This is a genomic window from Pseudomonas sp. S30 (assembly GCF_016518545.1).
Classification (GTDB): Bacteria; Pseudomonadota; Gammaproteobacteria; order Pseudomonadales; family Pseudomonadaceae; genus Aquipseudomonas.
In genome coordinates this window covers 139,695-151,678 of the sequence record NZ_JACVTO010000003.1, presented here as the reverse complement: position 1 = coordinate 151,678, position 11,984 = coordinate 139,695, and the positions used below count along the sequence as shown (strand labels likewise).

Annotated in this window: 12 protein-coding genes; 10 read left to right on the top strand and 2 right to left on the bottom strand. The window is 66.5% G+C overall.

Features of this window, described 5'->3' with window-relative positions; genetic code table 11:
• Positions 1-3: 3 nt before the first annotated feature.
• A complete protein-coding gene (gene motB, locus IAE34_RS05205; protein WP_200137795.1) occupies positions 4-1,059 on the top strand; it encodes a flagellar motor protein MotB in 1,056 nt (351 codons plus the stop codon).
• 33 nt (positions 1,060-1,092) lie between these two features.
• On the opposite strand, the gene rsgA is transcribed toward motB, so the two are convergent.
• On the bottom strand, positions 1,093-2,124 hold the full coding sequence (gene rsgA, locus IAE34_RS05200; protein ID WP_200137794.1) for a small ribosomal subunit biogenesis GTPase RsgA: 1,032 nt from the start codon (positions 2,122-2,124) through the stop codon (positions 1,093-1,095).
• A 93-nt stretch (positions 2,125-2,217) separates the two neighbouring features.
• Between rsgA and orn the strand changes: the two genes are divergently transcribed.
• Together orn and IAE34_RS05190 are read left to right on the top strand one after the other, a co-directional pair.
• Positions 2,218-2,760, top strand: a complete 543-nt coding sequence (orn, locus tag IAE34_RS05195) for an oligoribonuclease (RefSeq protein ID WP_200137793.1) — start codon at positions 2,218-2,220, stop codon at positions 2,758-2,760.
• Positions 2,761-2,893: 133 nt separating this feature from the next.
• A complete protein-coding gene (locus IAE34_RS05190) occupies positions 2,894-3,505 on the top strand; it encodes a trimeric intracellular cation channel family protein (protein WP_200137792.1) in 612 nt (203 codons plus the stop codon).
• Positions 3,506-3,517: 12 nt separating this feature from the next.
• Here IAE34_RS05190 and queG read toward each other — a convergent pair whose 3' ends face one another.
• Positions 3,518-4,582 (bottom strand): tRNA epoxyqueuosine(34) reductase QueG, encoded by a 1,065-nt coding sequence (queG, locus tag IAE34_RS05185; RefSeq protein WP_200137791.1) that lies wholly within the window; start codon positions 4,580-4,582, stop codon positions 3,518-3,520.
• Positions 4,583-4,647: 65 nt separating this feature from the next.
• Between queG and IAE34_RS05180 the strand changes: the two genes are divergently transcribed.
• The 7 genes from IAE34_RS05180 to hflX all read left to right on the top strand — a co-directional run bounded on the left by IAE34_RS05180 (position 4,648) and on the right by hflX (position 11,952).
• Positions 4,648-5,508, top strand: a complete 861-nt coding sequence (locus IAE34_RS05180; RefSeq protein WP_200137790.1) for an NAD(P)H-hydrate dehydratase — start codon at positions 4,648-4,650, stop codon at positions 5,506-5,508.
• Positions 5,505-5,969 (top strand): tRNA (adenosine(37)-N6)-threonylcarbamoyltransferase complex ATPase subunit type 1 TsaE, encoded by a 465-nt coding sequence (tsaE, locus tag IAE34_RS05175; protein ID WP_442793186.1) that lies wholly within the window; start codon positions 5,505-5,507, stop codon positions 5,967-5,969. The genes IAE34_RS05180 and tsaE overlap by 4 nt, the downstream gene beginning before the upstream one ends.
• Positions 5,970-7,415 (top strand): N-acetylmuramoyl-L-alanine amidase, encoded by a 1,446-nt coding sequence (locus IAE34_RS05170; protein WP_200137788.1) that lies wholly within the window; start codon positions 5,970-5,972, stop codon positions 7,413-7,415.
• The gene (mutL, locus tag IAE34_RS05165; RefSeq protein WP_200137787.1) at positions 7,412-9,313 is read left to right on the top strand and encodes a DNA mismatch repair endonuclease MutL; all 1,902 of its coding nucleotides are present in this window, start codon (positions 7,412-7,414) and stop codon (positions 9,311-9,313) included. The genes IAE34_RS05170 and mutL overlap by 4 nt, the downstream gene beginning before the upstream one ends.
• On the top strand, positions 9,314-10,285 hold the full coding sequence (miaA, locus tag IAE34_RS05160; RefSeq protein WP_200137786.1) for a tRNA (adenosine(37)-N6)-dimethylallyltransferase MiaA: 972 nt from the start codon (positions 9,314-9,316) through the stop codon (positions 10,283-10,285).
• A 92-nt stretch (positions 10,286-10,377) separates the two neighbouring features.
• Complete coding sequence (gene hfq / locus IAE34_RS05155; protein WP_023533024.1) at positions 10,378-10,638, top strand: RNA chaperone Hfq; 261 nt, start codon at positions 10,378-10,380, stop codon at positions 10,636-10,638.
• A 12-nt stretch (positions 10,639-10,650) separates the two neighbouring features.
• Positions 10,651-11,952, top strand: a complete 1,302-nt coding sequence (gene hflX / locus IAE34_RS05150; protein WP_200137785.1) for a ribosome rescue GTPase HflX — start codon at positions 10,651-10,653, stop codon at positions 11,950-11,952.
• The last annotated feature ends 32 nt before the right edge of the window (positions 11,953-11,984 follow it).

Sequence of the window (11,984 nt, the reverse complement as noted above, 5' to 3'; positions counted from 1 at the left end):
GTCATGGAAAACAACCAGCCCATCATCGTCAAGCGCATCAAGCGCTACGGCGCCGGCCATCATGGCGGCGCCTGGAAGATCGCCTTCGCCGACTTCGCCACGGCGATGATGGCGTTCTTCCTCGTGCTGTGGCTGCTGTCCACGGCCACGCCTGAGCAGAAGATCGCCATCGCCGGCTATTTCAAGGACCCGATCGGGTTTTCCGAGAGCGGCACGCCGTACGTCATCGACCTCGGCGGCTCGCCCCAGCTGGCCCCGGACAAGACCATCAATCCGGAAGAGAAATCCGAACCGACGCCCGATACCAGCATCCAGCTGGACAAGGACAAGGTCGAGACCATGGCCGAGCAGGTCGAGCAGGAACGCCTGCAACTGCTGCTGCAAGAGCTGCAGAACAAGGTCGAGGAAAACCCGCAACTGCAGAAGTTCAAGGACCAGATTCTCTTCGAGATCACCCAGGACGGCCTGCGCATCCAGATCATGGACGCCGAGAACCGCCCGATGTTCGACCTGGGCAGCGCGCGCCTCAAGCCGTATTTCGAAGACATCCTGCTGGCCATGGCCGACACCATCAAGGCGGTGCCGAACAAGATCAGCGTCAGCGGCCACACCGATGCCAAGCCCTACGCCGGCACCGGCGATTTCGGCAACTGGGAACTGTCGGCCAACCGGGCCAACGCGGCGCGCCGCGCCTTGATCGCCGGTGGTTACCCGGACGATCAGGTGGCGCGGGTGGTCGGCTACGCCTCGTCTTCGCTGTTCGACCGCGAGCATCCGCAGAACCCGGTCAACCGGCGCATCGACATCATCGTGCTGACCAAGAAAGCCCAGCGAGACATCGAAGGCGAGCAGAGCCAGCCGGAGGCGCCCGGCAGCTCGACCCCGCCGGCCCCTGCCACGTCCCCGGCGCCGGGCGCACCCGCCACTCCGGCTACTCCGGGCGCCGCCGCCGCGCCTGGGGGCAATCCGGGGCAACCCATGCAGCCTCGTGAGCTGCGCGAAAAGCTGAACATCTTCGAAAACGGCGCGCTGAAGACCGACGACGTCAAGGAGAACTGACGCCTGCGCACGCCAGGGCGGCGTGCGAGGGGCTCAGTAGGTATCCTGGGTCAGGCTGGCGATGATCGCGCGGTAGCTGTGCATGCGCTGCGCCGAGATGCGGCCCTCGTCCAGCGCCTTGAGCAGCGCGCAGCCCGGCTCGCGGTCATGCTTGCAGTCGCGGAAACGGCAGGTGCCGAGCAGGTCGCGAAACTCGATGAAGCCGGCCTCGACATCGTCCCGGCTGACGTGGGCCAGGCCGAACTCGCGAATGCCCGGCGAATCGATCAGGTCGCCGCCGTTGGGGAAGTGGTACAGCCGCGCGGTGGTCGTGGTATGGGTACCCTGGCCCGACCATTCCGACAGATCGCCCACCCGCGTCTGCGCCTGGGGCAGCAGGCTGTTGACCAGCGACGACTTGCCCACCCCCGACTGGCCGACGAACACGCTGATGTGGCCGTCGAGGGTCTGTTGCAGGCGCTGCATGCCATCGCCCTGATGGGCCGACACTTCCAGCAGCGGATAGCCCAGATCGCGATAGACCGCCAGCAGGGCGTTGAGCGTCGGGGCATTGTGCGCGTCGATCAGGTCGGCCTTGTTCAGCAGCAGCAGCGGACGGATGCCCGCATGCTCGGCGGCGACCAGGTAGCGGTCGATGAGGTTGGCCTGCGGCTCGGGCGCCGGGGCGAAGACGATCACGATCAGGTCGACGTTGGCCGCCACCGGCTTGAGCTGGCCGTGGTTGTTGGGGCGACACAGCTCGGCACTGCGCGGCATCTGCGCGACGATCACGCCGTTGCCCTGGTTGCCGGCGCGCCAGACCACGCGATCGCCGGTCACCAGCGCGGGCAGGTTGGCCCGCAAGTGACAGCGAAACACCTGGCCTGCGCGGTCGCCATCCTGCGCTTCGACCTCGACCGTGACACCGAAATGGGCGATCACCAGGCCCAGTTGTTCCGGGCCCAGGTCGCCGCCTTCCAGCTCGTGCAAGGCATTCTGCTCGCGCTTGGCCGCGCGGGCGGCGCGTTCGCCCTGGATCTTTTCGATGCGCCAGTTCTGGCGACGGTTGAGCTGGCGTTTGGCCATGAATGTTCCGTGGTGGTGAGGCTGAAAGAAAACGGCAGGCAGTTTAGCACGCTCCACTAGGCTAATATGGCGGCCTATTCGAGGAGCTCATGCATGCACAACCCACAGAACCTGATCTGGATCGATCTGGAGATGACCGGCCTGGACCCGGACACCGATGTCATCATCGAGATGGCCACCATCGTTACCGACAGCGAGCTGAATACCCTGGCCGAAGGTCCGGTGATCGCCATCCACCACAGCGACGAGGTGCTGGCGCGCATGGATGACTGGAACACCCGCACCCACGGCGCGTCGGGGCTCACCCAGCGAGTGCGCGACAGTCGCATCGACATGGCCCAGGCCGAGGCCCAGACCCTGGCGTTTCTCGAACAGTGGGTGCCCCGCGGCAAGTCGCCGATCTGCGGCAACAGCATCTGCCAGGACCGGCGCTTCCTCTACCGGCACATGCCGCAACTCGAGGCCTATTTCCACTACCGCAACCTCGACGTCTCGACCCTCAAGGAACTGGCCGCGCGCTGGGCGCCGCACGTGCGCGACAGCTTCCAGAAGGGCGGCACCCACCTGGCGCTGGACGACATCCGCGAATCGATCGCCGAGCTGCGGCACTATCGCGAACATTTCATCAAGGTCTGAGCGCCAGGCCGCTGGCCGCGTTTCGGCGAGCGATGAGCGACACGCTTGAATGAGCGCGTGACGCCGCGCCTGCGTTCAACGTTCCGCGTGCCTACGGCCTTTCATCGCGCGTCACTGCCTCCTCAGGTGCACCATGCTGCTGTTGCTCTATCTGATCGCCATCACCGCCGAGGCCATGACCGGCGCATTGTCTGCCGGACGGCGAGGCATGGACTGGTTCGGCGTGGTACTGATCGCCTGCATCACTGCCCTGGGCGGCGGCTCGGTGCGCGACGTGCTGCTCGGCCACTACCCGCTGACCTGGGTCAAGCACCCCGAGTACCTGGTGCTCACCAGCTTCGCCGCGTTGCTGACCATCTTCATCGCGCCGCTGATGCGCCACCTGCGCACCCTGTTCCTGGTGCTCGACGCGCTGGGACTGGTGGCCTTCACCCTGATCGGCTGCATGACCGCGCTGGAAATGGGCCAGGGCCTGCTGGTGGCGTCCATCAGCGGGGTGATCACGGGGGTGTTCGGCGGCATCCTGCGGGATATCTTCTGCAACGACATCCCGCTGGTGTTTCGCCGCGAGTTGTACGCCAGCGTGTCGTTCGCGGCGGCCTGGTTCTACCTGGGGTGCGTGTACTTCAAGGTGCCCGCCGAGCAGGCAATGCTGCTGACGTTGTTCGGTGGCTTGCTGTTGCGGCTGCTGGCGATCCGTTTCCACTGGGAAATGCCCAAGTTTCACTACAACGACGAGCGTTGACCGGCGCGCCATTCACGCCACCCGATGGCGCTCCAGCGCCCACTGCACATGCTCCCTGACCAGCGCCGAGGGGTGCTCGCGGCGCGCCTTGAGCGCCTCGATCACCGCGATGGTCGACGGCGCATTGCCCAGCCCCACCGCCAGGTTGCGCAGCCAGCGCTCGTACCCGGCCCGGCGTAACGGCGAACCCTCGGTGCGGCTCAGGAAGGTCTTTTCGTCCCACAGGAACAGCGCGGCCAGTTCGGCGTTGTCCAGGCCATGGCGCGGCTTGAAGTCGTCCTCGCCGGTGGACTTGGCGAAGCGGTTCCACGGACAGGCGATCTGGCAGTCGTCGCAGCCGAACACCCGGTTGCCGATCAGGGGGCGCAACTCCAGCGGAATGGCGTCGCGCAGCTCGATGGTCAGGTAGGAAATGCAGCGCCGCGCATCGAGCTGGTAGGGACCGACGAACGCGGCGGTGGGGCACAGGTCCAGGCAGGCCTGGCAGCGCCCGCAGTGTTCGCTGGTCTGGGCCGGGTCGGTCGGCAGCGGCAGGTCGACGAACAGTTCGGCCAGGAAGAAGTAGCTGCCGGCCTTGCGGTTGAGCAGCAGGGTGTTCTTGCCGATCCAGCCCAGTCCGGCCTGCTGGGCGATGGCCTTTTCCAGGACCGGGGCGCTGTCGACGAAGGCTCGGTAGCCGAACGGGCCGATGGCCTCCTGAATGCGGTCGGCCAGGTGCTGCACGCGCTTGCGCACCAGCTTGTGGTAGTCGCGGCCCAGCGCATAGCGCGAAACATAGGCCTTTTCCGGCTGCGCCAGGCGTTGAGCCATGCGCGTGTCGCCCGGCAGGTAGTCCATGCGCAGCGACACCACCCGCAGCGTACCGGGAATCAATTCGGCCGGGCGCGAACGTTTCGTGCCATGCGCTGCCATATAGTCCATCTCACCGTGATGCCCGGCGTCCAGCCAGCGCTGCAGGTGCTGTTCATGCTCGCCAAGGTCGACATCGGCGATGCCCACATGGGCAAAACCGAGGGCGTGACCCCAATCCTTGATCGATAGGGCCAATGCTGGCAGGTCTGGAAGAGAGGCGGACATGGATGGACAAGGCATTGCAGGCTCAGGTGCGTATAATTCTGCCAGACATCGGAGCCTTTGACCCCATGCGTCAGACCAAACACCCCGACAACCTTGCGCAACCGCTCAGCAGCCTGAGCGTCGCGCACCTGCCTGCGCGGCCTGCCGACGCCCACAAGGGCGACTTCGGCCATGTGCTGGTGGTCGGTGGCGACCTGGGCACCGGCGGCGCCGTGCTGCTCAGTGCCGAGGCGGCGTTGCGCTGCGGCGCCGGGCTGGTGAGCGTGGCGACTCGCCCGGAGCATGTGCCTGCCGGCCTTGCTCGGCTGCCGGAGACCATGTGCCTGGGCGTGAGCTCGGCCAATCAGCTCATGCCGGTGCTCGAGCGTGCTTCGGTCGTGGTGGTCGGCCCCGGCTTGGGTCAGGCCGGCTGGGGGCGCAGCCTGCTGTCGGCGGTGGTCGGTGCGCAGGTGCCGCAGGTGTGGGACGCCGATGCCCTGAACCTGCAGGCGCGAGCGCCGCTGGCACTGCCCAATGGCAGCCTGATCACCCCGCACCCTGGCGAGGCGGCGCGCCTGCTGGGGTTGTCCACCGAGGCGGTGCAGGCCGACCGGGCGGGCGCCGCGCGCAAGCTGGCGCGTCGCTACGACAGTGTGTGCGTGCTCAAGGGCGCCGGCACGCTGATCGCCGACCCCCATGGCCGCCTGCGCATCTGCGAGCGGGGCCACCCGGCGATGGCCGGCGCGGGGCTGGGCGATGTGTTGAGCGGCGTCCTGGCGGCGCTTCTGGCCCAGGGTCTGGACGCCTGGCAGGCCGCCGGGCTGGGCGTGTGGCTGCACGCCTGCGCCGGCGAGCGCCTGGGTGTGCAGGGCAGAGGCCTGGCGGCCAGCGATCTGGTTCCGGTCATTCGAAATTTGTTGGAGGAGCATTCAGCGTGTCAGGCATAACCCTGTTTCTGGCCGACGAGCCGGCCACCGTCGCCTTTGGCGCGACCCTGGCCAGGATCACCGGCGGCCATGGCGTGATCTTCCTGGAGGGCGACCTGGGCGCTGGCAAGACCACGTTGTCACGGGGGCTGATCCGTGGACTGGGCCACAGCGGCGCGGTGAAAAGTCCTACCTTCACCGTGGTCGAGCCCTATGAGATCGGCGATATCCGCGCTTTCCATTTCGACCTGTATCGGCTGGTGGATGCCGAAGAGCTGGAGTTCATGGGCATTCGCGATTATTTCGAAGGCGATCCCCTGTGTCTTTTCGAGTGGCCACAGAAGGGTGCGGGCGTTTTGCCAAAGCCCGACCTGACCATTACCATAAGCCCCCAGGCGGGCGGCCGCTCGCTGAACCTGTCGCCGCAGGGGGCTCGCGGCGAAGCCTGGTGTGCCGCTCTGGCTGCCGAATTCAAACAGTAAGTGGGGAAAGGTATGCCGCGCATCCGCGCACTGGTCGCCGTCGTGGGGCTGCTGTTGACAGCGCTGACCTTCGACGCCCTGGCCGTCACTCAAGTCAAGAGCGTGCGCCTGTGGCGCGCGCCGGACAACACGCGGCTGGTGTTCGACCTGTCCGGGCCGGTGCAGCACAGCGTCTTCACCCTCAGCGCCCCCGATCGCCTGGTCATCGACATCAACGGTGCGACGCTGGCTTCGCCGCTGAATGTCTCCACCTCGAACACGCCGATCACCAGCGTGCGCTCGGCCCAGCGTACCCCGACCGACCTGCGGGTGGTGGTCGACCTGAAGAAGGCCGTCACGCCCAAGAGTTTCACCCTGGCGCCGAACGCCCAGTACGGCAATCGCCTGGTGGTCGACCTGTACGACCAGGAAGCCGACGCCATCGCCGCCAGCAATCCCACGCCCGCACCGGTCGCCACGGCGCCGGCGACCACGCCTGCAGTGCCCGTCACGCCGGCGCAACCGGCGCTCAAGCTGCCGCCGGTGCCCAATGGCAAGCGCGACATCGTCGTCGCCATCGATGCCGGTCACGGCGGTGAAGACCCGGGCGCCTCGGGCTCGCGTGGCCAGCACGAGAAGGACATCGTGCTGCAGATCGCCCGTGAACTGCAGCGCCAGATCAACACCGAGAAAGGCTATCGGGCCGAGCTGACCCGTACCGGCGACTATTTCATTCCGCTGCGCAAGCGCACCGAGATCGCCCGCAAGAAAGGCGCCGACCTGTTCATTTCGATCCACGCCGATGCCGCACCGTCCACCGCCGCCTTCGGCGCATCGGTGTTCGCCCTCTCCGACCGCGGCGCCACCTCCGAGACCGCGCGCTGGCTGGCCGACAGCGAGAACCGTTCCGACCTGATCGGCGGCGCCGGCAATGTCAGCCTCGACGACAAGGACCGCATGCTCGCGGGCGTGCTGCTCGACCTGTCGATGACCGCCACCCTCAGCTCCAGCCTGAACGTGGGACAGAAGGTGCTGGGCAACATGGGCCGGATCACCGCGCTGCACAAGCAGCGGGTGGAACAGGCCGGCTTCATGGTGCTCAAATCGCCGGACATCCCCTCCATCCTGGTCGAGACCGGCTTCATTTCCAACGCTGCCGAAGCCAACAAACTGGCCAACCGCAGCCATCAGCAAGCCCTGGCGCGTTCGATCCACACCGGCGTGCGGCAGTTCTTCCAGCAGAATCCGCCGCCCGGCACCTACATCGCCTGGCTGCGCGACTCCGGCAAGATCGCCCAGGGTCCGCGCGAGCACAACGTGCGTCCCGGTGAAACCCTGGCGATGATCGCCGTGCGTTACCAGGTCAGCGTGGCCAGCCTGCGCAGCAGCAACAACCTCAAAAGCGACGAGCTCAAGGTCGGCCAGCACCTGGACATCCCGGCCACCACCCTGGCGTCGCAGCAATGAGCCAGGCCGTGCGCATCCAGCTGCTCAGCCCGCGGCTGGCCAACCAGATCGCCGCGGGCGAGGTGGTCGAGCGCCCTGCCTCGGTGGCCAAGGAACTGCTGGAGAACAGCCTGGACTCCGGCGCCCGACGCATCGACATCGAAGTCGAGCAGGGCGGTGTCAAGCTGCTGCGAGTGCGCGACGACGGCCGCGGTATCGCCGCGGACGACCTGCCCCTGGCGCTGGCCCGCCACGCCACCAGCAAGATCCGCGAGCTCGAAGACCTCGAAGGCGTGCTCAGCCTGGGCTTCAGGGGTGAGGCACTGGCTTCCATCAGTTCGGTGGCGCGCCTCACCCTGACCTCGCGCACCGCCGACGCGGGCGAGGCCTGGCAGGTCGAGACCGAAGGGCGGGACATGCTGCCACGTGTGCAGCCTGCGGCGCACCCGGTCGGCACTTCGGTGGAAGTGCGCGACCTGTTCTTCAATACCCCGGCCCGGCGCAAGTTCCTCAAGGCCGAGAAAACCGAATTCGATCATCTCCAGGAAGTCATCCGGCGCCTGGCGCTGGCGCGCTTCGACGTAGGCTTTCACCTGCGCCACAACGGCAAGAGCATCCTGAGCCTCCACGAAGCGCCGGACGACGTCGCCCGTGCCCGCCGCGTCGGAGCGATCTGCGGACCGGGTTTCCTGGAGCAGGCGTTGCCCATCGAGGTGGAGCGCAACGGCCTGCGGCTGTGGGGCTGGGTCGGCTTGCCGACCTTTTCCCGTAGCCAGGCCGACTTGCAGTATTTCTTCGTCAACGGTCGCGCGGTGCGTGACAAGCTGGTCGCCCACGCCGTGCGCCAGGCCTATCGCGACGTGCTGTTCAATGGCCGCCACCCCACCTTCGTGCTGTTCCTGGAGCTCGACCCCTCGGGCGTCGACGTCAACGTGCACCCGACCAAGCACGAGGTTCGCTTCCGTGAAGGACGCACGGTGCACGACTTCCTCTACGGCACCTTGCACCGTGCCCTGGCCGATGTGCGGCCCGAAGACCAGCTGGCCACACCAGCGGCCAGCAGCGAGCTGGTGCGCCCCACCGGCCAGCAGGCCGGCGAGTTCGGTCCCCAGGGCGAGATGCGCCTGGCGGCCTCGATGCTCGAGCCGCCCCAGGCCGAGCCGCGGACTTCGTTTTCAAACGGTGGCGCCGGGGCAGGCTATCAATACCAGTACTCGCCCCGTCCTGCGCAGCCGGTGCCCGCTGCCGAAGCCCAGGCGGTCTATCGCGAGTTCTACGCGCCGCTGGAAGGCGCAGCGCCAGCACCTGCCAGCCTGCCTGAAAGCCAGGGCGACATTCCACCCCTGGGCTACGCCCTGGCGCAGCTCAAGGGGATCTACATCCTCGCCGAGAACGCTGTCGGTCTGGTGCTGGTGGACATGCACGCCGCCCACGAGCGAATCATGTACGAGCGCCTGAAGCTGGCGATGGCCAGCGAGGGCCTGAGCGGCCAGCCGTTGCTGGTGCCCGAATCGCTGGCGGTGAGCCAGCGCGAGGCCGACTGCGCCGAAGAGCACGCCAGCACGTTCCAGCGCCTGGGCTTCGAGCTGCAGCGCCTGGGACCGGAAACCCTGGCGATCCGGCAGATTCCGGCACTGCTCAAGCAGGCCGAGGCCAACCGGCTGGTGCAGGACGTGCTGTCCGACCTGATGGAGTACGGCACCAGCGACCGGGTTCAGGCGCACATCAACGAACTGCTGGGCACCATGGCCTGCCACGGAGCGGTGCGGGCCAATCGGCGCCTGGCGATCCCGGAGATGAACGCGCTGTTGCGCGACATGGAGAACACCGAGCGCAGCGGGCAGTGCAACCACGGCCGGCCGACCTGGACCCAGATGGGCCTGGACGAGCTGGACAAACTCTTCCTGCGCGGTCGATGAATGAAGCCCAACCCCCCTGCGATCTTCCTCATGGGCCCGACGGCGGCCGGCAAGACCGACCTGGCCATCGCCCTCACTCAAGCCCTCCCGTGCGAACTGATCAGCGTCGATTCGGCCATGGTCTACCGAGGTATGGACATCGGCACCGCCAAGCCCGCGCCCGAGGTGCTGGCGGCTCACCCGCACCGGCTGGTCGACATTCTCGACCCGGCGCAGAGCTACTCGGCCGCCCGGTTCTGCACCGATGCCCTGCAGGCCATGGCCGAGATCACCGCTCGCGGCAAGATCCCGCTGCTGGTCGGTGGCACCATGCTCTACTACAAGGCGCTGGTCGAGGGCCTGGCCGACATGCCGCCGGCCGACGCCCAGGTGCGTGCCGAGCTGCAGATGCAGGCGCGCGAACTGGGGCTGGGCGAGCTGCATCGGCAACTGGCGCAGGTCGATCCTGTTTCGGCTGCGCGCATCCACCCCAATGACCCCCAGCGGCTGATGCGCGCCCTCGAGGTGTACCGTGTCAGCGGCCAGAGCATGACCGCCCACCGCGCGCGTCAATCCTGCGAAAGCCGCACGGCAGACGCGAGCGCGGGCGGACATTTGCCCTATACTGTGGCGCGCCTGGCGATAGCCCCTGCCGATCGAAAGGTCCTGCACACGCGCATCGCGCTACGTTTTTCACAGATGCTGGAACAGGGCTTCATCGACGAGGTCCGAGGATTGCGGGCCAGAAGTGACTTGCACGTGGGGCTGCCGTCTATAAGGTCAGTGGGTTACAGGCAGGTCTGGGATTACCTGGACGGTCTTTTGACCGCCGAGCAGATGCGCGAGCGCGGTATCATCGCCACTCGCCAGCTGGCCAAGCGGCAATTCACCTGGCTGCGCAGTTGGTCCGAGGTTCACTGGCTGGACAGCCTGGCCTGCGACAATCTGCCCCGCACCTTGAAATACCTGGATTCGGCCTCCATATTGAGCTGAGTCCCTGCAAATGCCGTCTATTCTTGCGACAGACGGCCTTAATCAATGAATTCTTCAGCTTTCTACTATCGATCCTTACAGGAGTGCGGCATATGTCAAAAGGGCATTCGCTACAAGACCCTTACTTGAACACCTTGAGAAAAGAAAAAGTCCCGGTGTCGATCTATCTGGTCAACGGAATCAAGCTGCAAGGCCAGATCGAATCCTTCGACCAGTTCGTCGTGCTGCTGAAGAACACCGTCAGCCAGATGGTCTACAAGCACGCCATTTCCACGGTCGTCCCTGCCCGTCCGGTTCGTCTGCCAAGCCCGTCCGATTCGGATCACGGCGACAGCGAGCCAGGCAACGCCTGATAGGAGCCTGCATTGTTCTTTGAGCGCCACGGTGGTGGTGAGCGGGCGCTGCTCGTTCACTTGGAAGGTCAGAACCCTGAGGCGCGCGAAGACCCGCAGGAGTTCCAGGAGCTGGCGCTGTCGGCCGGAGCGGACATCGTCCATCTGGCCACGGTGGCCCGGCACCAACCCACGGCGAAGTTCCTGATCGGCAGCGGCAAGGTCGAGGAACTGCGCGACCTGGTCAAAACCGAAGAAGCCGATCTGGTCATCTTCAATCACACTCTCACGCCCAGTCAGGAACGCAACCTCGAACGCGTCTTCGAGTGCCGCGTGCTCGACCGTACCGGGCTGATCCTCGATATCTTCGCCCAGCGGGCGCGCACTCACGAAGGCAAGCTGCAGGTCGAACTGGCCCAGCTCGAGCACATGAGTACGCGTCTGGTGCGCGGCTGGACCCACCTAGAGCGGCAGAAGGGTGGCATCGGCCTGCGGGGGCCGGGCGAAACCCAGCTGGAAACAGACCGTCGCCTGCTGCGGGTGCGCCTGCGCCAGATCAAGGCACGGCTGGAGAAGGTGCGCAGCCAGCGCGAGCAGGCCCGGCGCGGGCGTCGGCGTGCCGATATCCCGTCGGTGTCGCTGGTCGGCTACACCAACGCCGGCAAGTCCACCCTGTTCAACGCCTTGACCCGCTCGGACGTGTATGCCGCCGATCAGCTGTTCGCTACCCTCGATCCGACCTTGCGGCGGCTCGAGCTGGACGATCTCGGCCCGATCGTGCTGGCCGACACCGTGGGCTTCATTCGCCACCTGCCGCACAAGCTGGTCGAGGCGTTTCGCGCTACGCTCGAAGAGTCGAGCAACTCCGACCTGCTGCTGCACGTGATCGACGCCCATGAGCCCGAGCGCATGGAGCAGATCGAGCAGGTGCTGGCGGTGCTCGGCGAGATCGGTGCCGAAGGCTTGCCGATCCTCGAGGTCTATAACAAACTCGACCTGCTCGAAGACGTCGAGCCGCAGATCCAGCGCGACGCCGACGGCAAGCCGGAGCGGGTCTGGGTCTCGGCGCGTGACGGGCGAGGTCTGGAACTGGTGGGGCAGGCGGTCGCCGAACTGCTCGGGGACGACCTGTTCGTCGGTACCCTGCGTCTGGAGCAGCGACTCGCACGTCTGCGTGCGCAGTTCTTCGAGCTGGGGGCCGTGCAGGGCGAGGAGCACGACGAGGAGGGCAGCAGCCTGCTGAGCGTGCGTCTGCCACGGGTGGAACTCAACCGCATGGTCAGCCGCGAAGGGCTCGAGCCAGACGCGTTCATCGCGCAACACACTTTGCAATAAATGCCCGTCGAGGTCGCCGGGCAGCCGTGACA

Excerpts from the sequence above, each read along its gene's own strand:
- queG (WP_200137791.1), bottom strand. The coding sequence starts at position 4,582 with ATGTCCGCCTCTCTTCCAGACCTGCCAGCATTGGCCCTATCGATCAAG.
- IAE34_RS05180 (WP_200137790.1), top strand. The coding sequence starts at position 4,648 with ATGCGTCAGACCAAACACCCCGACAACCTTGCGCAACCGCTCAGCAGC.
- rsgA (WP_200137794.1), bottom strand. The coding sequence starts at position 2,124 with ATGGCCAAACGCCAGCTCAACCGTCGCCAGAACTGGCGCATCGAAAAG.
- orn (WP_200137793.1), top strand. The coding sequence starts at position 2,218 with ATGCACAACCCACAGAACCTGATCTGGATCGATCTGGAGATGACCGGC.
- motB (WP_200137795.1), top strand. The coding sequence starts at position 4 with ATGGAAAACAACCAGCCCATCATCGTCAAGCGCATCAAGCGCTACGGC.
- mutL (WP_200137787.1), top strand. The coding sequence starts at position 7,412 with ATGAGCCAGGCCGTGCGCATCCAGCTGCTCAGCCCGCGGCTGGCCAAC.
- miaA (WP_200137786.1), top strand. The coding sequence starts at position 9,314 with ATGAAGCCCAACCCCCCTGCGATCTTCCTCATGGGCCCGACGGCGGCC.
- IAE34_RS05190 (WP_200137792.1), top strand. The coding sequence starts at position 2,894 with ATGCTGCTGTTGCTCTATCTGATCGCCATCACCGCCGAGGCCATGACC.
- hfq (WP_023533024.1), top strand. The coding sequence starts at position 10,378 with ATGTCAAAAGGGCATTCGCTACAAGACCCTTACTTGAACACCTTGAGA.